Genomic DNA, 20,624 nt, shown 5'->3' on the forward strand with positions numbered 1-20,624 from the left:
TCGGTGAGAACCAAAGTTCTCGCAATTCCCGAGAGAACAGTAGCTTGCCTCCGGTTGCCCGGCAGCCACCCTGCCCTGTCAGATTGCGCCAATCAGTGGGAGCAAACTAGTCGCTCGCGTCGTTCAGCGCTGGGGGGTTTTATTCAGAACATTTCGTCCTGTCAACACCCTAATTTCGTTTTTCGAAGAACTCCGAAAACCGAACCTCGATTGCGAAAATTACTTTTCATTATCAAGGGCTTGCTTCAGTCTTTGGCGCTTCGCGGCGCCGCGGTCTTCAGCGATGGGCGGGTTTTAGGGGGAGCGTTCTTCCCTGTCAACGACCCATCGGCGAAAAATCAGAAAAAGCTGAAGGCGCTGGCTTCGCTTCGGTGGAAAACTCTACTGAACCACCAGAGTTTACAGGCCACTCCGCTTGCAGTGCTCATTTGGGAGCTTACTCTACCGAGTTCAAGAGCTGTCGCTATGGTCGCTGCTTTTTCCCAGTTCCGCCGCATTTGTTGGCCAAAGACGCGCAACCGTCTATACACGCAGAACCCTCCGTTGCTTCCGGTCTGCCGATCGCAGCGGTGACTAGTGCTACCGACTAAGGATGGAGCGTTGACCGCAGCGCCTAGGCATCGTCATCTGGCTCTTTTGCGCGCCAGCGGATTTGAGGATGGTCCCGCACTCACCCTTCAGTCCACTGACGGCGATATCCCCCAAGGACGCGAACTGAGTTTTGCCTGGCTGTCCGGAACAGTCATGACAGGGCTGACCAGCGTCCTTCTCATGGGAGCGGCACTCTACGTCTCCTTTCAGGGACAAGACACGTTCTCGACTGCCTATGCCGCCCTGCAACTCGCTGCCCCCCGTATCGCGCAGCCGGCAGCGACGGATTTCACATCGAAGTCCTCGCGCGTGCGTCCGGTTGCGGAAACGCGTTCGGATCTGGAGGTCATCGAGGCGTCGATCCGCCAAAGCGTGGATGGGCGCGAGATCATCCGCAACCAGCCCTTCACCCGCATCCAGGCCACGCTGGCGACAACTGCAACCTCGCTTTCCGCCGATGCGCCACCCTACGACCCTGTCGCCATCCTGAACGCGACCGAGCCGCTCAAGGCCGCGGGGATGGATCTCAACACAGATGTCTATGGCACCGACGTCGAGGGTGAGGTGGTGGTCAATCAGGGCGCGATGCCCGAGAGCTTCGTCCCGCCACGCCTGATCTCGGATCAGGGCGCGGCCGATTTCGTCCGCGGCCTGACCGATGGAGGCCTCTATGAAGTCTCGCCATCGGCCATGGCCTATGCAGACCCGACGCAGGATGTTCGTGACCTCACAGCGGCCGAAGATGCCACCAGCCTTCCTGGAGTTGCCGAAAACGTCACGGTGATGCCCAAGACGACTCTTGCCGCCGACAACGGTCCCGGCCGCTCCGAACGCTTCCTGACGGTGCGTGAACTGGGCCCCCTTGCCGACACCCTGGTGCGCAACGGCTTTACCCGAGCGCAGGTGTCCATGGTGGAGAACGCGCTTGCAAACCTTATTCCGGCCGGGGGATTGCCCGTCGGTGTCCGTCTGCGCATTCTTTATGGGCCCGTGAGCGGCGACACCAACAGTCTTGTCCCCTACCGGATGTCGATCTACCGCCCCGAAAATGCCCCGGGCGATCCGCATATCGCAACCGTGGCGCTCAGCGACAATGGGCAGTACGTCGTTGGCCTGCAGCCCGACTGGGTGGAGTTCCCCAAGGAAGACGTCGAACAGATCAACGTCGGCAATCTGCCGACGATCTACCGGGCTATCTGGGAGACCGGTCGCAAGCACAACCTGGATGACGACACCATCAAGCGCATTGTCGGCATGTACGCCTACGACGTGGACATGACCAAGCGCATCACCGCCGGCGACAGCATAGAAATTCTGGAGACCACCGAAGAAGGCGCCCCCAAGCCCGAGCTTCTCTACGTTGGCCTTAACCTGTCAGGGACGCATCGACAGATGTACCGTTTTGCCACCCCCGACGGCAGCGTTGATTTCTTTGATCCCGATGGCGAAACCGGGAAGCGCTTCCTGAACCGCCGGCCGCTGGAAGGTGGCGGCACGCTTCGCTCCCGTTTTGGCTACCGCATCCATCCAATCTTCCACACACGGCGCCTGCATAGCGGCGCCGATCTTGCGGCGCCCTCCGGTACCCCCATCTATGCTGCCGGTGATGGCGTCATAGAGTGGTACAAGTGGCAGTCCGGTTACGGCAACAAGATCGAGATCAAGCACGTCAACGGCTACGAGACCGGCTATGGGCACCTGTCGCGCTATGTCAAAGGTCTTGGTGTCGGCAGCAAGGTGCGGCAAGGGCAACTCATCGGCTATGTCGGCTCGACGGGGCAATCGACGGGACCGCACCTGCACTTCGAGATCAAGATCAACGGCAACTTCGTCGATCCTCTCAGCGTAAAGCTGCCAAAGGACAACGTCCTTCCGCCACAGTACCGTGACCAGTTCGAACAGACGATCGCACAGATCGACGATCTGATGGAGCGCCCCGGCACACCCGCTGGGGCAGCACAGGTCGCCTCGCGCTAGGCAACTGCACGTTTCTTTCCCGCGTGATCCAATCTAACTGCACGAACGCCTTTCTTGCGTCTTGGTCCTGGCAACCACATCTGCATGTGGTTCTGCGGCACGGGAAGGGCGGCGAAACAGAAAGGGCCGGCCCAGAGGACCGGCCCTTGAGGACTTGTTCCGCCTCAGGCAGCAGCGTGGGACTGGCCGCTGCTGGCCGGCAGGAGTACGATGCCGCTGTCATCGGCGTCGACGACGACCCGCCCTCCGTCGCTGACGGTGCCCGTCAGAATCTCCTCGGCGAGTTCATCCTGCACTTCGCGCTGGATGACGCGCTTGAGGGGGCGGGCGCCATAAGCCGGATCGTATCCTTCGTTCGCCAGCCAATCCCGTGCGCGCGGTGTCAGCTCGAGGCTGATGTCGCGATCCTTGAGCAGGGCTTCGAGCCGCCCGAACTGAATGTCGACGATAGCACCCATGTGCTCGCGCCCGAGCCTGTGGAACAGCAGGATTTCGTCGATCCGGTTGAGGAATTCGGGCCGGAACGCCGCCTTGACCGTGTCCAGCACCTTGCCCCGCACCAATTCCACCGACTCGCCATCCTTGAGCTCCACCAGGTATTCCGCCCCCAGATTGGAGGTCAGGATGATCACGGTATTGCGGAAGTCGACCGTCCGGCCTTGCCCGTCGGTCAGGCGTCCGTCGTCGAGCACCTGCAGCAGCACGTTGAACACGTCCGGATGCGCCTTTTCGATCTCGTCGAACAGGATCACCTGGTAAGGCCGCCGCCGCACCGCTTCGGTGAGGACGCCGCCTTCGTCATAGCCGACATAGCCCGGAGGGGCACCGATGAGCCGCGCCACGGAGTGCTTTTCCATGAATTCGCTCATGTCGAGACGAACCATGGCCGTCTCGTCATCGAAGAGGAACTGCGCCAGCGCTTTGGTCAGCTCCGTCTTGCCCACGCCCGTCGGTCCGAGAAACATGAACGACCCGATCGGCCGGTTCGGGTCCTGCAGCCCGGCGCGCGACCGCCGCACGGCCTTCGCCACCGCTGCAACCGCTTCGGCCTGTCCGATCACGCGGGCACCCAGGGAACTCTCCATATGGAGCAGCTTTTCCTTTTCGCCTTCCAACATGCGATCGACGGGAATGCCGGTCCACCGCGAAACCACCTGTGCAATATCGCTCGCTTCGACCGTTTCCTTGGCCATCACGGGGTCGAGCTTGCCGTTGGCGTCAGCGTCTTTCAAACGCCGTTCAAGGTCCGGAATGACGCCGTAAGCCAGTTCTCCGGCCTTGGCGAGATCGCCCTGCCGTTGCGCAATTTCGAGCTGCGAACGGGCGGCATCTAGCTCCTCCTTAAGCTTGGTCGACCCTTGAAGCCGTTCTTTCTCTGCCAGCCATTTCGCCGACAAAGCCTGCGCCTGTTCTTCGAACCCGGCCAGATCGTGCTCGAGCCGCTCCAGTCGAGTCTTGGAACCCTCGTCTGTTTCCTTCTTGAGCGCTTCCCGCTCGATCTTGAGCTGCATGATGCGCCGGTCAAGTTCGTCCAAAGCCTCAGGCTTGCTATCCACGGCCATGCGCAGCCGTGCTGCGGCCTCGTCCATGAGGTCGATGGCCTTGTCCGGCAGGAAGCGGTCGGTGATGTAGCGGTTTGACAGGGTTGCCGCGCTCACCAGCGCCGAATCCGCAATGCGGATGCCGTGGTGAAGTTCGTACTTCTCCTTGAGCCCGCGGAGGATCGAAATGGTGTCTTCCACGGTGGGCTCGGAGACGAACACCGGCTGGAAACGCCGGGCCAGCGCCGGGTCCTTTTCAACGTGCTTGCGATACTCATCGAGCGTGGTCGCACCAACGCAGTGCAACTCGCCGCGCGCCAGGGCAGGCTTGAGCAGGTTCGAGGCGTCCATCGCACCATCGGCCTTGCCCGCACCGACGAGCGTATGCATCTCATCGATGAACAGGATGATCTGCCCCTCTGCCGACTGCACTTCGGACAGCACGGCCTTGAGGCGCTCCTCGAATTCGCCGCGATATTTGGCACCGGCGATCAATGAACCCATGTCGAGCGCAAGGAGGCTCTTGTTCTTGAGGGATTCGGGGACGTCACCGTTCACGATGCGGATCGCGAGACCTTCGGCAATGGCCGTCTTGCCAACGCCCGGTTCCCCGATCAACACCGGATTGTTCTTGGTGCGGCGCGACAGCACCTGGATGGTACGCCGGATTTCCTCGTCGCGGCCGATCACCGGGTCGAGCTTCCCCTCGCGCACATCCGCCGTGAGATCGCGGGCATATTTCTTGAGCGCGTCATAACCGCTTTCCGCAGATGCCGTATCGGCAGTGCGACCCTTGCGTATCGCCTCGATGGCCGTATTGAGGCCCTGCGCCGTCACGCCGGCGGAACTGAGGATCTTCCCCGCTTCGCTGTCCTTCTCGATGACGAGCGCCAGCAACAGCCGCTCCACCGTCACGAAGCTGTCACCGGCCTTTTGCGCCGCCTGCTCGGCGGTGTCAAAGACCTTGGCGAGTTCACGACCGAGATAAAGCTGGCCGGCATCGCCAGACACTTTGGGGATTTTGTTGAGAGCCGCTTCTACGCCAGCGCGTGCCGCCTTTGGGTCGCCCCCTGCGCGTTGGATAAGGCCATTAGCCATCCCCTGGTCATCGTCCAGAAGGACCTTGAGCAGGTGCACCGGCGAAAACTGCTGATGCCCTTGCCCCAGAGCGTAGGTCTGCGCGCTCTGAATGAAGCCGCGCGCCCGCTCGGTGTACTTTTCGATATTCATGCAACTCTCCTTGTCTCGCCCGCCAGCCCGGCCCCAAAGGCACCGGCATGGCGTCGGAAGCGTCGTATGCGCAACGCCCGGTCAGCCGGCACGCTCCGTCACAAGAATTTATATGGGTCACGCGTTTGGGAGTTGAAGGGCGCGCGCCTAAAAACAAAGAACCGGGCGCCCGGCCCGGTTCTGAATTATTCGGCTGCGTTGGCCGGATTTCCAGCCGTCAGGAATGCCGGCAGTTCGCCGACATCCGGCTGCGGTCCGGTGCCCGGATCCGCTGCGCCCTCGGCGCCAGCGGCTGGGCGGCGGCGGCGCGGACGACGCTCGCGCGCTTTCCGGGGGGCCGGTTCGCCCTCGGCTGGAGGTTCACCGGAAGCCTCTTCTCCTTGTGGCGGGGCCCCATCGGCAGCAGCCTGTGGCGCCGCTTTATCCTCGTCGCTTTCACCCTCGCCATGACCGGCATGACCGGCCTGAGCAGTGCCGTGGTCCCGCTGCTGCTGTTGCTGAGGGGAGGCGAAGCGCGAGTTCATCTCCGAAAAATCATCGTCGAAGTCGTTCTCGTCTTGCGTCTGGCCGTCACGTGGACCGCTCATGGCTTGCTGCGCCGAGGAGACGATGCGGAAATAATGTTCGGCATGCTGGAGATAATTCTCCGCCATTACCGAATCACCGCTTGATTGGGCGTCGCGCGCCAGCTGCAGATATTTCTCGGCGATATGGGCGGCATTCCCGCGCACCTTCACGTCGGGGCCATTGCTCTCGTAATTGCGCGAAAGCGGATTGACGTGCTTGCGGCCACCGTTGCGGCCGCGCTGCCGGTTCTTGTTCTGGTTGTTGGGTCTCATAGGTCGCTTTGTCTAACTCTGGTAGTTAAGCGTCATCTCTGGGCGGACCGGAACAAACAGGCCCGATCTGGCCCCCGACCCCGGCAGATGGAAACTGCGCATCCAAACGGGGCTCTACCTGGTTTCATGAAGACCGAGTGCGGTCGGCAGCGGCCCCGTTTTCGCCCGGCTTGTACTTGCGTCGTTCCGGCTTGGGGAACAGCGCTGCGCCAAGCAGCATAAGCAATGTTGGATCGGGTGCGGCCGCTGCGGCGCCCATGATGCGCCATTGACAGCACGGTCAAACTAACCGGTTTTCACCGTATTGGCCAGAGTAAACTAGTCCTGGCTCAACAACGCACTGTGATTTTCCCCGATATGGTGCGCCACGACCACACGATCAAGCCCCGCCAGGTCCTTCCGGACCGATATGTTGACGAAATGGGCCCGCTCGAACAGCGCCGAGACCTGCTCCCCCTGGTCATATCCGATTTCTACCATGACGGCGCCCCCGCGCTTGAGGAAGCACCCCGCCTGGGCCGCAATTGCCCGGTAAGGCGTCAGGCCATCGGGTCCGCCGTCAAGCGCCAGCAGGGGATCGAAGCTGCGAACTTCTGTGCTGAGAGTTCTGATAATTGCGCTGGCGATATAGGGCGGATTGGACAGCACGAGGTCGAATTTGGGCCCGTCCGAGGTAGCGTCAAGCGCGTCGAACCAGTCGCCCTTGGCGAAGTTCAGCCGCTCTGCCACCGCTAGCCGCTCAGCATTTCTTCTCGCGACCTCTAGCGCTTCAGCCGAAACATCCGTCGCCATAGCCGTCGCATCGGGTCTGTTGACCAGGAGCGCGATCGGAATGCAGCCGGTTCCGGTCCCCAGATCCAGGACGCGACCGCCCTCCGGCAAGGCCGCGAGCGCCAGGTCGACCAACAGTTCGGTCTCCGGGCGAGGCTCCAGCGTGGCTGGACCAAGCTCAAAATCGAGCCCATAAAACCCCTTTTGACCAATGATGCGAGCTACCGATTCACCCGACACCCGCCGCTCGAACAGGACGTTGGCCCGCAACATGGCATCGGCAGAGACCTGCTCGTTTTCCCGCACCGCCAATGTCAGGCTATCGACACCAAGCGCATGAGCCAGAAGCAGCTTGGCATCAAGCGTCGCCGTCACAATCCCCTGCCGGTTCAATCGATCGCGCCAGGCGCGCCAGAACTGGCCAATCGTATCAGCAGTGCTCAGTTGGCTTGCTCCATCGCCGCCAGCTGCGCGGCCTGGTTCTCGGTGATCAGCGCGTCGATCAGCTCGTCCAGAGCCTCGCCGGTGATCACCTTGTCGAGCTTGTAGAGCGTGAGGTTGATCCGATGGTCGGTCACGCGTCCCTGCGGGAAATTATAGGTACGGATTCGCTCGGAGCGGTCGCCGGACCCGACCTGCCCCTTGCGCTCGGCCGATCGTGCGCTATCCCGTTCTTCACGCTGCATTTCGTACAGCCGGGCCCGCAGCACCACCATGGCCTGGGCACGGTTCTGGTGCTGCGACTTGAGGGCCGAGGTCACCACGATGCCTGACGGCAGATGGGTGATCCGCACAGCCGAGTCTGTAGTGTTGACGTGCTGGCCCCCTGCACCCGACGCGCGCATCGTGTCGATGCGAATGTCTTCGTTCCTGATGTCGATGTCGATATCTTCCACCTCGGGTAGCACTGCTACGGTGGCCGCCGAAGTGTGGATGCGTCCTGAACCTTCTGTGGCCGGCACGCGCTGCACCCGGTGTACGCCCGACTCATACTTCATCCGCGCGTAGACGCCCTTGCCCGTGACGTTGGCGATGATTTCCTTGAAGCCGCCCATTTCACCGGGGCTCTCCTCCATCACCGTTACCTTCCAGCCGCGCGCCGAGGCATAGCGCTCGTACATCCGGAAGAGATCACCAGCGAACAGCGCTGCTTCGTCGCCGCCAGTGCCACCGCGGATTTCGAGGATGATCGATTTGTCGTCCGCTTCATCCCTGGGCAACAAGAGGACTCGGATGGATTGCACGAAGGCCTCGATCCGTTCATCGAGTTCCTCGACTTCGGCCTGAGCCATTTCGGCCATTTCCTTGTCGCCGCTCTTGAGCAACGCCTCGGCCTCGGCCCGGTCCTTGAGCGCCTTCTTGTACGCCCCGATTTCAGCCACGATATCGCTGAGGTCTGAATGCTCCTTGCTCAGCCTGGCCAATTCGTCCGGCGCAGCTCCGCCCGAAAGCGCCGCCTCGATATACTCGAAACGCAGCTCGAGAGCGTCGAGCTTGTCCTGGGGCAGAGTGGGCATGTGCGGTCTTTCGGCTGGTATCGGGTCGAGCGTGTAAAGCCCTGCGGCATCGACCGCAAGGCATCAGCCCATCGGCAGCTTCTGCCGATCCACCCATTCGCCCAGCAGATCGCGTATGCCGATCCCGTCAGCCCCGTCGCTGAGAGCGGCAGCGACGGCATCGCGAATGGGCTTGAGTTCAAGGTTGAGCACCATTTCCTTGATCGGTCCAATCGACGCCGGCCCCATGGAGAGGCGCGTCATGCCGATTGCCATGAGGGCCAGCGCCTCCATCGGCTTGCCGGCGAGCTCACCGCACATGGTGACGGGCTTGTTGTGCCGCCGCGCAGCGTCGACCACCAGGCGCATTGCCCGCAGGCGCGGCAAGCCAATCGGGTCATACGCTTTGGCAACGCGCGGGTTGGCACGATCGGCGGCCGTCAGGAACTGCACCAGATCGTTCGAGCCGATGGAAACGAAATCGGTGTCTGGCAGCAACTGGTCCAGTTCGAACAGCAGCGATGGCACCTCCACCATGGCGCCCAGTTCAAGACGGGCCGGTACGGGCTGTCCCGCCCGCCGCAACCGTTCCATCTCCTTGCGCACCACCGCCTGTGTCTGCCGAAACTCAAAGGTTTCCGTGACCATGGGCACGAGAATTTTGAGCGGGCGCCCATTGGCCGCGACCAGCAGCGCCCGGATCTGGGTCCGCAGGAGACCGGGCCGGTCGAGCCCCAGTCGGATCGACCGGTAACCCATGGCCGGGTTTTCCTCGGCCATCGAGCGCAGGTAAGGCACCACCTTGTCGCCACCGATATCGAGCAGCCGGAACACGATGGGTCGTTCCCCGGCGATCGCCATGGCTTCGGCGTAAAGGTCCACCTGCTCCTGCAGTCGCGGCAACTTGCTCGCGATCATGAACTGCAATTCCGTGCGAAAAAGGCCTACCCCCTTGGCCCCGGTGTCCTCCAGCATGGGTAGATCCGCCACGAGACCCGAGTTGTGCAGGAGCGTGATCTCGACCCCGTCGCGGGTTACGCTCGGCTTGTCCTTCAGAGCCGCATAATGGGCCCGCCGCCGCGCCGTCACCCGCACCTTGTCGATGAACGTCTGTTCGATCTCGGGCGTGGGCCGCAGGTGCACAGTGCCCGCTGGGCCGTCGATAATGATGTCGTCGCCCGTCTCACACATCGACACGATCGAATGCGCCTGGCCCACCGCGACAATCCCGAGCGATCTGGCCACGATGGCCACGTGCGCGGTCGCCCCGCCTTCCTCCAGCACGACGCCGCGGAGCTTGTGGCGGTCGTATTCGAGTAGTTCCGCAGGGCCCATGTTGCGCGCCACCAGAATTGCATTGTCCGGCAGTTCGCGCTGCGCCGGCTGATTGGTGTTCGTCAAAACGCGCAGCAGGCGGTTGGCCAGGTCATCCAGATCGTGCAGCCGGTCACGAATATAGGGATCGGTCTGGCGCAGCATGCGGGCGCGCGTATCGTTCTGCACCCGCTCGACCGCGGCCTCGGCCGAAAGACCGTTATCGATCGCCTCCATCAGCCGGTTCACCCAGCCTCGGTCGTTGGCAAACATGCGGTAGGTTTCAAGAATTTCGCGATGGTCGGAGCCGCCAGCCATGTCGCCATGGTCCAGCATGGCATCGATCGAGACCCGCATGGTCGCGAGGGCATCATCCAGCCGCCGCTTTTCTGCATCGGTATCGTCTGCGATAAAATTCGTTACGACGACGCGCGGATCGTGCAGCACCACGGTTCCAAGCGCGATTCCTTCGGTGAAACTGACGCCGTTGAACATGCGAGGCCGCCTCAGATCGATATCCGATCCAGGCTTGATCAGATTGTCGAAGTCGCTGGTGGCGATCATTTCGGCCAGGATTGTGGCCGTGGTCAGCATGGCCTCGGTTTCGTCCTCGCCATAATGCCGATGGTCACCGTTCTGGACAACAAGGACACCCAGGGTCTGGCCTGAGCGGAGTACCGGCACGCCGAGGAACGAATTATATTTGTCTTCGCCCGTTTCGGGGCGATAGGCGAAGGCCGGATGCTCCGGCGCGTTGTCCAGGCTGAGCGGCTCCGCTTCCGCTGCGATCAGGCCGACAAGACCCTCGCCAAGCCGCAGCGTGGTCAGGTGCACGGATTGGGCATCCAGCCCTTTGGTGGCGAAGAGCTCCAGCGCGCCGTCGTCGCGCAGCACGTAGAAGGAGCAGACATCGGCGTGCATGTTGTCGGCGATGAGCGCCACGATCTTGTCGAGCCGCTCCTGCGAAGCCAGCGGCTCCGCCATCGTCTCCCGCAATTGCCTCAGCAGCACCCGTGGGCCGCCTATGGTCGTCACCATCGCCTCTCAGGCGGCTGAGCCGCCCCCCTGCATCGGGACGCGGCCCACTTCCCCTCGATCGGGCTCAGGCGTCCTTCCTGTCCAGACCGTAATAGGTGTGCAGGGCCCGAACCGCAAGCTCAGCATATTCTTCATCGATCAGCACCGACGTCTTGATTTCCGACGTCGTAATGAGCTGGATATTGATGCCCTTGTCTGCCAAAGCCTTGAACATGGAGGCAGCCACACCGGCATGGCTGCGCATTCCCACACCCACCACCGAAACCTTTGCGCCGCCCCGCGACCCCGAAAGACGGGCATATTCGAAGCGGCCACCATTGCTTTCGAGGGCCTTGACGGCCTTCTCGTATTCGCTGTCGGGCACGGTGAAGGTGATGTCGGTGGTGGCTCCGTCGTCGGCGATATTCTGCACGATCATGTCGACGATAATGCCCTTGTCCGCCAGCGTACCGAAGATGGCGGCCGCCACTCCAGGGCTGTCCTTGACATCGCGGAGGGTGATCTTGGCCTCGGCCTTGGCGAGCGTCACGCCCGAAACGATCTGCTTTTCCATGATCTCATCCTCATCGCAAACCAGTGTACCCGGCACACCCGGCCGACCGTCCGGCCCGATCTGGGGCGCATCAGGGTCATCGAAACTTGAGCGCACAGTCAGGCGAACCTTGTGCGCCATGGCCATTTCCACCGACCGGATCATCAGCACCTTGGCGCCCAGCGACGCCATTTCGAGCATTTCCTCGAAGGAAATTTTCGTCATGCGCTGCGCTTTGGGCACGATGCGCGGGTCCGTGGTGTAAACGCCGTCCACATCGGTGTATATGTCACACCGGTCGGCACCGACTGCGGCGGCCACCGCAACGGCCGACGTGTCCGACCCCCCACGTCCCAGCGTGGTGATCCGCCCGTGCGGTGAAATTCCCTGGAAGCCGGTGACGACCGGGACCCAACCCTCGTTCATGCGCTTGTCGAGCTCGGTGGGATCGATGCCGGTGATACGGGCCGCGCCGTGGGAGTCGTCGGTATGAATAGGAACCTGCCAGCCAGCGAACGAACGCGACTGGACGCCCATCTCGGACAGCACGATGGCCATGAGGCCTGCCGTAACCTGCTCGCCGGAGGCAACCACCGCGTCGTACTCGCGCGCGTCGTGCAGCTTCGAGCCTTCGTTGACCCAGCCCACGAGCTCATTGGTCTTGCCCGACATTGCCGAGACGACCACGGTGACCTGATTGCCGGCCTCGATCTCGCGCTTCACGTGGCGGGCGGAATGGCGGATGCGTTCGATATTGGCCATCGAGGTGCCACCGAACTTGACGACGATACGGGCCACTGTCTTCCCCGAAACTCCGCCGAACCGGGCGGTACGCTCTAGTTGGCGCGGACATGCCATAAAGCCCCGGCGCAATCAATGGGCATCGCTGTGCGACACGCCGCGCCTTGCCCCTCCCTGTTTGCAGGGGCATAACGAGAGGCAAAGGAAGACGCCATGACCGAGACCACCGTCAACGACGCCGAAATTTCCAAGTTTACTGCGATGGCGGAGGAGTGGTGGAACCCAAGCGGCAAGTTCAAGCCGCTGCACAAGTTCAACCCGGTCCGGCTGCGCTACATTCGCGACCACCTTGTTCGCCATTTCGGAAGAGCGGCCAATTCCATCCGCCCGTTCGAGGGACTGAAGGTTCTGGATGTGGGCTGCGGGGGTGGTCTACTCTGCGAGCCACTGACGCGGCTTGGCGCGACCGTCACGGGTATCGATGCGGCACAGCGCAATATCCGCATTGCCCAAATCCATGCAGAGCAGGCCGGCCTTGAGATCGACTATCGCGCTACCACCAGCGAGGCGCTCGTGGCTGCCGGAGAACGGTTCGACGTGGTGCTCAACATGGAGGTGGTGGAGCACGTCGATAACGTCCCGCTCTACATGAAAAGTTGCGCCGACCTCGTTGCGCCGGGAGGGCTCCTGTTCACCGCGACCCTCAACCGGACAGCCCGGGCCTGGGCGCTGGCAGTGATTGGCGCCGAATACGTTCTGCGCTGGTTGCCGCGCGGCACGCACGACTGGAACAAGTTCCTGACGCCGGACGAAATCCGCAGCCTTCTCACGCGCAACGGCCTCTCCGTGGTCGATCAGACCGGTGTCGTTTTCCACCCTCTGGCCGATGAGTGGCGTACGTCTCCAGATATGGGCATCAACTACATGGTGCTGGCTGAACGGCCGCATGCCGAGAAGGCGGGAGGCTAGTTGCCAGGGAGGCAGAGTAAGAAAGCCCCCGCCTGTGGGCGGGGGCCGTGGCTGACCGCGATACAGATCAGACCTTCAACAAGTCGTCCTTGCTGACGGAGAGGATCAGCTTGTCCCCCTCCACCCGATCGATGTGTTCGGGAAAAATATACCGATCGGCTGCGAAGAGACCGTCCGCATCAAGGCGCACGAAGCCTTCACGCAGCGCCTTTTCCTGCATCTCGCGCGGCAGCTCGTCGTCCGGACTAAAGACATCGGCTAGGATGCCGGCGAGCGTGTTGCGCTCCTCTTCGAAAATCGGGCTGACACCAGCCGCATCCTGATCCGGATGGCCTGGCACTTCGTCCGTGACCCGGAACGTTTCGACGGTGCCGATGTCGTGCATGCGAGCGTCGAGGACCTTCATGCCCTCGTGTACGGAATTGGGAATAGCGTCCATGGGTTGTCTCCTCTGTCCTTGTCCAACAAACGTGTAGGCATGATGACCGTTCCACCTCAGCACCTTGACTTCCTCTGACCTCGCGTGTCGCCCAGTGTACCGTACGGTACGGTACGGAAAATTCTTGCCGCTGATGCTGATTGGCGGTATTGAAACGGGACACTACCCGGCGTCACCGGCAGCAATTCGAGGATCGTTCCATGCCCGCCTATCGCTCCCGCACCACCACCCATGGCCGCAACATGGCCGGCGCCCGCGGCCTCTGGCGCGCAACGGGCATGAAGGACGGCGACTTCGGCAAGCCCATCATCGCGGTGGTGAACAGCTTCACGCAATTTGTGCCCGGCCACGTGCACCTGAAGGACCTCGGCCAACTCGTCGCCCGCGAAATCGAGGCGGCAGGCGGCGTGGCCAAGGAATTCAACACAATCGCTGTCGATGACGGCATCGCGATGGGCCACGATGGGATGCTCTACTCCCTGCCGAGCCGCGACATCATCGCCGATTCGGTGGAGTACATGGTCAACGCCCACTGCGCCGATGCCATGGTCTGCATCTCGAACTGCGACAAGATCACGCCGGGTATGTTGAACGCCGCAATGCGGCTCAACATCCCCGTGGTTTTCGTATCCGGCGGCCCCATGGAAGCAGGCAAGGCCATGCTCAAGGGCAAGTTGCAGGCGCTCGACCTAGTGGACGCCATGGTGATCGCTGCCGATGATCAATACACCGATGCCGAAGTGCAGGCCGTCGAAGAGGCAGCCTGCCCCACATGCGGCTCCTGCTCCGGCATGTTTACCGCCAACTCCATGAACTGCCTTACCGAAGCGCTCGGCCTATCTCTTCCCGGCAACGGCTCGACTCTTGCAACCCATTCGGATCGCAAGCGCCTCTTCCAAGAGGCCGGCCATCTCATTGTCGACCTCGCCCGCCGCTGGTACGAGCAGGAAGATGCTTCCGTGCTGCCGCGTACGATCGCGAGCAAGGCCGCCTTCGAAAATGCCATGAGCCTCGATATCGCCATGGGTGGCTCAACCAATACGGTGCTGCACATCCTGGCGGCGGCGCACGAAGGGGGCGTCGATTTCACCATGGACGACATCGACCGGCTGAGCCGGAAGGTGCCGGTGCTGTCGAAGGTCGCGCCCGCCAAAAGCGACGTGCACATGGAAGATGTGCATCGTGCCGGCGGCATCATGGCCATCCTCGGACAACTCGACCGCGCCGGTCTCATCAACCGCAACGAGCCCACCATCCATTCGGCGACGATGGGTGACGCTCTCGACAAGTGGGACATCTCGCGCACCAACTCCGAAAGCGTGCGCCAGTTCTATATGGCTGCCCCCGGCGGCGTCCGCACTACCCAGGCGTTCTCACAGTCCAACCGTTGGGCCGACCTGGACCTGGATCGCCAGAACGGGGTCATCCGCTCGGCCGAAAGCCCGTTCTCCAAAGATGGCGGCCTGGCGGTCCTCAAGGGCAACATCGCTATCGACGGTTGCATCGTCAAAACGGCCGGAGTGGACGAGTCGATCCTGAAGTTCACCGGCCCCGCGCGGGTGTTCGAGTCTCAGGACGCCACCGTGAAGGCCATCCTCTCCAACGAAATCCGCGAAGGCGACGTCATCGTCATCCGATACGAAGGTCCTCGCGGTGGCCCAGGCATGCAGGAAATGCTCTATCCAACGAGCTACCTGAAGTCCAAGGGCCTCGGAAAGGCCTGTGCTCTGCTGACCGACGGCCGGTTCTCCGGCGGCACCTCGGGCCTCTCTATCGGTCACGTCTCACCCGAAGCTGCCGAAGGCGGCACGATCGGCCTTGTGCGCGAGGGCGACACCATCGAGATCGACATTCCGAACCGGACGATCACCCTCCTTGTCAGCGATGACGAACTCGCCCAGCGCCGCCACGATCAGGATCAGCTCGGCTGGAAGCCTGCGCACCCCCGCAAGCGCAACGTGACCACGGCCCTCAAGGCCTACGCTGCCTTCGCCACATCTGCCGCGCGCGGCGCAGTCCGGGATACCGAGGCGATCGACAAGCTCTGGCACTAAAGTGAAGCGATGGCGCCTTGGCGCCATCACGCTTTGCGACAATCGCGTGACAAAGCCTGCACCTCAGTGCTAAAGGGGCCATAGCCACTCAGCGGCCTGCCAAGGCTGGCTGATCTGGTCAGGTTCGATAGCGGGGATTCCACCCTCCCTATCGAACCGACCCAAATCTCCAAAATCTTCGAAACGATCAGTTCTTCCTGGCCACCGCGTCGAGGACATTGAAGTCGTCATCGCTCAGCGTGAGAGAGGCTGCAGCGACGTTGTCTTCCAGATGCCTAACCTTGCCGGTGCCTGGAATGGGCAGCATCACCGGGCTGCGCTTGAGCAGCCAGGCCAGGGCAATCTGGCTGGCCGAGGCGCCGTGCTTTTCGATGATGGCGCGCGTCCTCTCGTTTCCTTCAACAAGCTCGCCGCCCGCCAGCGGGAACCACGGAATGAAGCCGATGCCGTTCGCCGCGCAATACTCCAGGACATCTTCGCTGTCGCGTTTGGCGAAGTTGTAGTGGTTCTGGACCGTGGCGACCTTGAAATACTTGCTCGCCTCCTTGATGTCCGCGACGCTCACCTCGGACAGACCGACATGGCGGATGAGGCCCTCCTCCTGCATCTTCGCAATTTCGCCGAACTGTTCCTCGCGCGGCGTCTTCGGATCGATCCGGTGCAACTGCCAGAGGTCGAGCCGCTCCAGCTTGAGGCGGCGAAGACCCATCATCACGCCCTGCCGTAGAAATTCCGCACGCCCTAACTGCGGCCAGACATTGGGGCCCGTGCGGGTCAATCCGCCCTTGGTGGCGACGATCGTTCCCTCGGCATAGGGAGCCAGCACCTCCCCGATCAGTTCCTCGCTGACATAGGGGCCATAGCTTTCGGCAGTGTCGATGAAGTTGACGCCGATTTCGGGAAGGCGCTTCAGCACGCGCACAGCTTCATCGCGATCCTGTGGCGGCCCCCAGATGCCCGCGCCGGTGATCCGCATGGCGCCGAAGCCGAGGCGGTTCACCGAGAGATCGCCACCGATCGCAAACGAGCCCGCTTGGGCCGCATCGAGTTGAGCCATTTCAGTCTCCTTGAATGGATGGAATGAGTCGCCCGAAGACGCCTAATTGTCCTCGCCCACGTCGGGCAGGGGAAGAAATTCAACCCCATCCTCGATCAACCCCGCGACCTCGTCACGAGTTGCCTGGCCGTAGATGCCCCGCGCCTCGGCCTCCTGAAAGTGAATCTTGCGCGCTTCCTCGGCGAACCGCTCACCGACGTTCTCGGCCTCGGTCATCACCTTGCGGCGGTATTGCCGAAGCAGTTCGCGGAACCGGGCGGCATCAGGATGGGCGGTGGATAGCGGCACGCGCTCGTCACCAGTGCGGGCAAGGCTGGGCGCCATCGGCGCCTTCTCCACGGCGCTGTTGCCACAGGTCGCGCAATGCACGATGCCGAGCGCGGCCTGCTCATCAAAGGTCGCAGCGTTCTTGAACCAAGCGTCAAATACATGCCCTTTCGAGCATTGAAGAGAATACTGGATCACGGCGTCACAAAATCTGGCTGTGGTTAAGCGGGATCAGTCCCGCTTTCCGCATATAGGGGTCCAGCCTCAACCCTGCAAATCCGCCGGCGCAAAATCGCGGGCATTAACCAACGCTGGAATGCGCGCGCGCGCCTCTGCAACTGCCGCTGGATCGATCTCGGCGAGCAGCACGCCGGGCCGATCATGCGCCAGCTCCGCAACGACCCGCCCCCAGGGATCGACAGCAAGAGAATGTCCGTATGTCGAGCGCCCATTGGGGTGGGCGCCTCCTTGAGCCGCTGCGATGACATAGGACCCTGTCTCGATGGCTCGAGCTCGCAGCAGCACATGCCAGTGCGCTTCTCCGGTCGGCACCGTAAATGCGGCCGGCACCGCCATGAGCGTTGCGCCGCTGTTGGCAAGACTGTTGTATAGCCGAGGGAACCGCATGTCGTAGCAGATGGACAGTCCCAGCGTGAACCGGCCCAGCGGAGCGACCACCGCCTGCTCTCCCGCCCGATAGGTAGCGCTCTCCCGATACGCATTGAGCCCCGAAATATCGGCGTCAAACAGGTGAATCTTGTCGTAGAGTGCGAGTTGCGCACCGTCCTTGCTGAAGAGCACCGACCGATTGGCGAAGCGCCCGTCTTCGAGAGGGATCGGTAGCGAGCCGACGTGGACGAAAATGCCATGCTCGCGCGCAAGGCTGCTGATCCGAGCCAATTGCGGATGCCCCTCGAACGGCGCGGCAACGGACCGCAACTGCTCCCGGTTCTCGGGGAAAATCAGGCTCACCTCCGGGGTCAGCACATACTCCGCCCCCGACTGCGCCGCTTCGATCAGCATCGGTTCGAGCTGTGCCAGGTTTTCCTCCGGGTCAAGTCCGGACCGCATCTGGATGGCCGCTATTTTCATGGGCGCGCCCTCGCCTCTCTCAGTGCCAACGCAAACACCGGCCTACTGGGCGAGCAGTGGATCGAGCTTGCCCTGCCGGTCGAGTGCGGCCATGTCGTCATATCCGCCAACGTGCGTCTCCCCGATGAAAATCTGCGGCACGGTCCGCCGCCCATGGGCCCGCTCGGTCATTTTCTGCCGCAGTTCCGGATCGAGCACGGTAATTTCTGTGTAATCCGCGCCCTTCTCGTTCAGCAGCGATTTGGCTGCGTGGCAATAGGGGCAGGTCGGTGTGGTGTAGATCTCGATTTTAGCCATGAAAAATCTGCTCCGAGGGAGGCCTTGTGCCTCTTATATGGGCTCGTGTTCGCCGATGACAACGCGGGCAAAGGTGAGGACATCGACCGTCGTGACGCCACCCCGCAGCAGCACGTTTGTGACGGCCTTCACAGTCGCTCCGGTTGTATAGACGTCGTCAACCAGCACAACGGAGCGTCCCCCCAGCCGTTCCAGAGCGCGGGCGTCGAGGGAAAAAGCACCCTGCACGTTCCGCGCGCGGCCATCGCCACTAAGGCCGACCTGTTGCCGCGTCTTGCGGTGGCGTTGGACGAGCCCCCCTTCCACGCGCAGGCCCAGCGATTTGCCGAGGGCCTGGGCCAGCAGCATCGACTGGTTGTAGCGCCGGTGGCGCAGGCGGCTCGGATGAAGCGGCACCGGCACCAGAACCGGAGCCTCGTTCCAGAATTCCGGTCCGGCCTGTGCCATCAGGCGAGCACAGAACCCTGCCAGTTCCGGCCGATCACCGTATTTCAGCCGGCTCACCAGAGTGCCGGCAACCTCACCATAAGCCACGGCCGCCCTTGCGCGGCGGAACGGCGGAGGGTCGGCAAGCGCTTCGGCGGAACGGGCATCCCCCAGATCGGTTTCGAAGGGCAGCCCCAGCACCGTGCACATCGGCGAGGTGATGAACCGCATTTTTGCAAAGCACTGCGGACAAAGCCCACCATGGGCATCGAGTGGAGCCCCGCACGCGGTACACCCGGGCGGATAGACCTGGTCGAGCATCAAGCGTCCCAGGCGCACGACCGCTGCCCAGACCGATGCGCCTTTGACTTGCCCGTCCACGCTCTCCATAAGGCTCATACTGCCACGTTCCCTTGGACAATCCAGCCCTCGCAGACCTTCATGTCCCAGCCCCCGCGCATTTTCGACACCGCACGCATCCGGGCCAATCTCGCCCGTCGGCCCCGTCGCGACAATTTCGTGCGCGATCTGGTGCTGGAGGACCTGGCTGACCGCCTTGCGGCCCACATCCGCGATTTTCCCCGCGCCGTCTTGATTGCACCCGACGCGTCTACCCTTCCCGTCGCCCTGCCAACGGCAAGCGCCACAGTCTCCTTCGAGCGAATAGAGGCCTTTTCGGGGGATGGAGAGTTCCCCGAACTCCCGGAAGGTGAGCAGGATCTGATCGTGTCCCTTTTGCACCTGCAGGTGGTCAACGACGTTCCCGGCTATCTGGCTCGCCTCCGCGCCCGCCTCCGCGCCGATGGACTACTTATGGTTGCCATGCTCGGCGGCGACAGCCTTTCCGAGTTGCGCGAGGCCTTTCTTGCCGCCGATCTCGACGTTTCTGGGGGTGCTTCGGCGCGCGTCGCGCCCATGGTGCAGGTGCGCGACGGCGGTGCCCTGCTGCAGCGAGCCGGGCTGGCCCTGCCGGTGGCGGACGTGGAAAGCCACACCGTGCGCTACGCGACACCCTTTGCGCTCATGGCCGAACTGCAGGCCCTGGGTGCCTCCAATCCGCTGGTGGATGCCCCGAAACGCTTTGCCACGAGGAAGCTGCTGTCACGAGCTGCGCACGCCTATGCCGAACGCGATTCGGACAGTGACGGGCGTATACGGGCAACGCTCGAAATCCTGTGGCTCTCCGGCTGGGTGCCACATGAAAGCCAGCAGAAACCCTTGCGCCCGGGCAGCGCGAAGACAAGCCTTCGCGACGTGTTGGGCGGAAGCTGAGGAGAGGATTGAATTGGGCGACGACACAGCCCTCGCCGGCCAGATCCTTATCCTCTCCGGTCACCCGGGTTCGGGCAAAACGACCACGGCAGAGTCGCTGGCCCGAATGCCAAGCGTACCCAAGGTTCACCTCCATAGCGATGACTTCTGGGGATACATCAAGGCCGGGCACATCGATCCGTGGTTACCCGAGGCCGATCGTCAGAACCGCATGATTGCACGCATTGTCGCCGATGTAGCCGGCCTTTACGCGCGCGAAGGCTACTTCGTCGTCCTCGATGGCGTGGTCCGCCCGTGGTGGCTCCCGCACTTCACGCCCACGGGGCTTCCCACTCACTACATCGTGCTGCGCACCTCACTGCACGAGGCTGTTCGCCGATGTGCGGCCCGCGGCGGAGATAGCCTTTCGGATCCGGCAGTGGTCGCCGATCTGCACAACCAGTTCACGGACCTCGGCCGATACGAGAGGCATGCGCTGGCCGTTTCGGCCCGGACCCATCAGCAGGTCATGGCTGCCGTGTTGGCAGCTCTGGGTGCAGAGACTCATCGCCTCCAGGACTGAACCCATGCGCCGCGGCCGGCCCAGTCGAACTCGTCAACACTTCGTCAACCCTAAAAACGGATCCCGGTAAGACCTTGGACCGGTCGTGCGTTGCAGCGGCAAGGGGCAACGAAGGATGT

The 20,624-nt window shown here is 62.5% G+C and carries 18 protein-coding genes; 6 read left to right on the forward strand and 12 right to left on the reverse strand.

What is annotated here, in order from left to right; genetic code table 11:
• Both IC608_RS17960 and IC608_RS16145 read left to right on the forward strand, forming a co-directional pair.
• Window positions 1-573, forward strand: a 573-nt coding sequence (locus IC608_RS17960) for a hypothetical protein (RefSeq protein ID WP_210316398.1), incomplete at its 5' end; no start/stop codon positions are given.
• 171 nt (window positions 574-744) lie between these two features.
• On the forward strand, window positions 745-2,568 hold the full coding sequence (locus tag IC608_RS16145; protein WP_191777680.1) for a M23 family metallopeptidase: 1,824 nt from the start codon (window positions 745-747) through the stop codon (window positions 2,566-2,568).
• A 164-nt stretch (window positions 2,569-2,732) separates the two neighbouring features.
• On the opposite strand, the gene clpB is transcribed toward IC608_RS16145, so the two are convergent.
• The 6 genes from clpB to IC608_RS16175 all read right to left on the reverse strand — a co-directional run bounded on the left by clpB (window position 2,733) and on the right by IC608_RS16175 (window position 12,127).
• Complete coding sequence (clpB, locus tag IC608_RS16150) at window positions 2,733-5,339, reverse strand: ATP-dependent chaperone ClpB (RefSeq protein WP_191777682.1); 2,607 nt, start codon at window positions 5,337-5,339, stop codon at window positions 2,733-2,735.
• A gap of 185 nt (window positions 5,340-5,524) precedes the next feature.
• Window positions 5,525-6,178: a DUF4167 domain-containing protein gene (locus IC608_RS16155; protein WP_191777683.1), complete on the reverse strand. Its 654-nt coding sequence runs from the start codon at window positions 6,176-6,178 to the stop codon at window positions 5,525-5,527.
• 318 nt (window positions 6,179-6,496) lie between these two features.
• Window positions 6,497-7,393 carry a peptide chain release factor N(5)-glutamine methyltransferase gene (gene prmC, locus IC608_RS16160; RefSeq protein WP_191777984.1) on the reverse strand — a complete coding sequence of 299 codons (897 nt, stop codon included), beginning with the start codon at window positions 7,391-7,393 and terminating at the stop codon, window positions 6,497-6,499.
• On the reverse strand, window positions 7,390-8,466 hold the full coding sequence (gene prfA / locus IC608_RS16165; RefSeq protein ID WP_191777685.1) for a peptide chain release factor 1: 1,077 nt from the start codon (window positions 8,464-8,466) through the stop codon (window positions 7,390-7,392). Before prfA ends, prmC begins: the two co-directional genes overlap by 4 nt.
• Window positions 8,467-8,529: 63 nt before the next feature.
• Window positions 8,530-10,797 carry a phosphoenolpyruvate--protein phosphotransferase gene (gene ptsP, locus IC608_RS16170; RefSeq protein WP_191777687.1) on the reverse strand — a complete coding sequence of 756 codons (2,268 nt, stop codon included), beginning with the start codon at window positions 10,795-10,797 and terminating at the stop codon, window positions 8,530-8,532.
• A 64-nt stretch (window positions 10,798-10,861) separates the two neighbouring features.
• On the reverse strand, window positions 10,862-12,127 hold the full coding sequence (locus IC608_RS16175; RefSeq protein ID WP_191777689.1) for an aspartate kinase: 1,266 nt from the start codon (window positions 12,125-12,127) through the stop codon (window positions 10,862-10,864).
• Between the two features lie 156 nt (window positions 12,128-12,283).
• On the opposite strand from IC608_RS16175, the gene ubiG reads away from it, so the two are divergent.
• Window positions 12,284-13,039 carry a bifunctional 2-polyprenyl-6-hydroxyphenol methylase/3-demethylubiquinol 3-O-methyltransferase UbiG gene (gene ubiG, locus IC608_RS16180; protein ID WP_191777691.1) on the forward strand — a complete coding sequence of 252 codons (756 nt, stop codon included), beginning with the start codon at window positions 12,284-12,286 and terminating at the stop codon, window positions 13,037-13,039.
• A gap of 67 nt (window positions 13,040-13,106) precedes the next feature.
• Here ubiG and IC608_RS16185 read toward each other — a convergent pair whose 3' ends face one another.
• Window positions 13,107-13,478 carry a hypothetical protein gene (locus IC608_RS16185; protein ID WP_191777693.1) on the reverse strand — a complete coding sequence of 124 codons (372 nt, stop codon included), beginning with the start codon at window positions 13,476-13,478 and terminating at the stop codon, window positions 13,107-13,109.
• A 200-nt stretch (window positions 13,479-13,678) separates the two neighbouring features.
• Here IC608_RS16185 and ilvD point away from each other — a divergent pair, with 200 nt between their 5' ends.
• Window positions 13,679-15,532: a dihydroxy-acid dehydratase gene (gene ilvD / locus IC608_RS16190; RefSeq protein WP_191777694.1), complete on the forward strand. Its 1,854-nt coding sequence runs from the start codon at window positions 13,679-13,681 to the stop codon at window positions 15,530-15,532.
• Window positions 15,533-15,719: 187 nt separating this feature from the next.
• On the opposite strand, the gene IC608_RS16195 is transcribed toward ilvD, so the two are convergent.
• From IC608_RS16195 to IC608_RS16215, 5 genes are all read right to left on the reverse strand, one after another.
• Window positions 15,720-16,589: an aldo/keto reductase gene (locus tag IC608_RS16195; RefSeq protein ID WP_191777696.1), complete on the reverse strand. Its 870-nt coding sequence runs from the start codon at window positions 16,587-16,589 to the stop codon at window positions 15,720-15,722.
• 42 nt (window positions 16,590-16,631) lie between these two features.
• On the reverse strand, window positions 16,632-17,054 hold the full coding sequence (locus IC608_RS16200; protein WP_191777698.1) for a DUF1178 family protein: 423 nt from the start codon (window positions 17,052-17,054) through the stop codon (window positions 16,632-16,634).
• A gap of 66 nt (window positions 17,055-17,120) precedes the next feature.
• Window positions 17,121-17,948, reverse strand: a complete 828-nt coding sequence (locus tag IC608_RS16205) for a carbon-nitrogen hydrolase family protein (RefSeq protein WP_191777700.1) — start codon at window positions 17,946-17,948, stop codon at window positions 17,121-17,123.
• A gap of 42 nt (window positions 17,949-17,990) precedes the next feature.
• Complete coding sequence (grxC, locus tag IC608_RS16210) at window positions 17,991-18,245, reverse strand: glutaredoxin 3 (RefSeq protein WP_191777702.1); 255 nt, start codon at window positions 18,243-18,245, stop codon at window positions 17,991-17,993.
• Window positions 18,246-18,278: 33 nt separating this feature from the next.
• Window positions 18,279-19,070 (reverse strand): ComF family protein, encoded by a 792-nt coding sequence (locus IC608_RS16215; RefSeq protein ID WP_248306455.1) that lies wholly within the window; start codon window positions 19,068-19,070, stop codon window positions 18,279-18,281.
• Window positions 19,071-19,112: 42 nt separating this feature from the next.
• Between IC608_RS16215 and IC608_RS16220 the strand changes: the two genes are divergently transcribed.
• Window positions 19,113-19,943 (forward strand): SAM-dependent methyltransferase, encoded by an 831-nt coding sequence (locus IC608_RS16220; RefSeq protein ID WP_191777704.1) that lies wholly within the window; start codon window positions 19,113-19,115, stop codon window positions 19,941-19,943.
• Between the two features lie 13 nt (window positions 19,944-19,956).
• Window positions 19,957-20,505 carry an AAA family ATPase gene (locus IC608_RS16225; protein ID WP_248306456.1) on the forward strand — a complete coding sequence of 183 codons (549 nt, stop codon included), beginning with the start codon at window positions 19,957-19,959 and terminating at the stop codon, window positions 20,503-20,505.
• Window positions 20,506-20,624: the final 119 nt, after the last annotated feature.

Source organism: Devosia oryzisoli (assembly GCF_014837245.1).
GTDB lineage: Bacteria > Pseudomonadota > Alphaproteobacteria > Rhizobiales > Devosiaceae > Devosia > Devosia oryzisoli.

What these genes read in the sequence shown, in the direction of transcription:
- IC608_RS16145 (WP_191777680.1), top strand. Translation starts at nt 745, where the DNA reads ATGACAGGGCTGACCAGCGTCCTTCTCATGGGAGCGGCACTCTACGTC.
- clpB (WP_191777682.1), bottom strand. Translation starts at nt 5,339, where the DNA reads ATGAATATCGAAAAGTACACCGAGCGGGCGCGCGGCTTCATTCAGAGC.
- IC608_RS16155 (WP_191777683.1), bottom strand. Translation starts at nt 6,178, where the DNA reads ATGAGACCCAACAACCAGAACAAGAACCGGCAGCGCGGCCGCAACGGT.
- prfA (WP_191777685.1), bottom strand. Translation starts at nt 8,466, where the DNA reads ATGCCCACTCTGCCCCAGGACAAGCTCGACGCTCTCGAGCTGCGTTTC.
- ptsP (WP_191777687.1), bottom strand. Translation starts at nt 10,797, where the DNA reads ATGGTGACGACCATAGGCGGCCCACGGGTGCTGCTGAGGCAATTGCGG.
- ubiG (WP_191777691.1), top strand. Translation starts at nt 12,284, where the DNA reads ATGACCGAGACCACCGTCAACGACGCCGAAATTTCCAAGTTTACTGCG.
- IC608_RS16185 (WP_191777693.1), bottom strand. Translation starts at nt 13,478, where the DNA reads ATGGACGCTATTCCCAATTCCGTACACGAGGGCATGAAGGTCCTCGAC.
- ilvD (WP_191777694.1), top strand. Translation starts at nt 13,679, where the DNA reads ATGCCCGCCTATCGCTCCCGCACCACCACCCATGGCCGCAACATGGCC.
- IC608_RS16195 (WP_191777696.1), bottom strand. Translation starts at nt 16,589, where the DNA reads ATGGCTCAACTCGATGCGGCCCAAGCGGGCTCGTTTGCGATCGGTGGC.
- IC608_RS16205 (WP_191777700.1), bottom strand. Translation starts at nt 17,948, where the DNA reads ATGAAAATAGCGGCCATCCAGATGCGGTCCGGACTTGACCCGGAGGAA.
- grxC (WP_191777702.1), bottom strand. Translation starts at nt 18,245, where the DNA reads ATGGCTAAAATCGAGATCTACACCACACCGACCTGCCCCTATTGCCAC.
- IC608_RS16215 (WP_248306455.1), bottom strand. Translation starts at nt 19,070, where the DNA reads ATGAGCCTTATGGAGAGCGTGGACGGGCAAGTCAAAGGCGCATCGGTC.
- IC608_RS16220 (WP_191777704.1), top strand. Translation starts at nt 19,113, where the DNA reads ATGTCCCAGCCCCCGCGCATTTTCGACACCGCACGCATCCGGGCCAAT.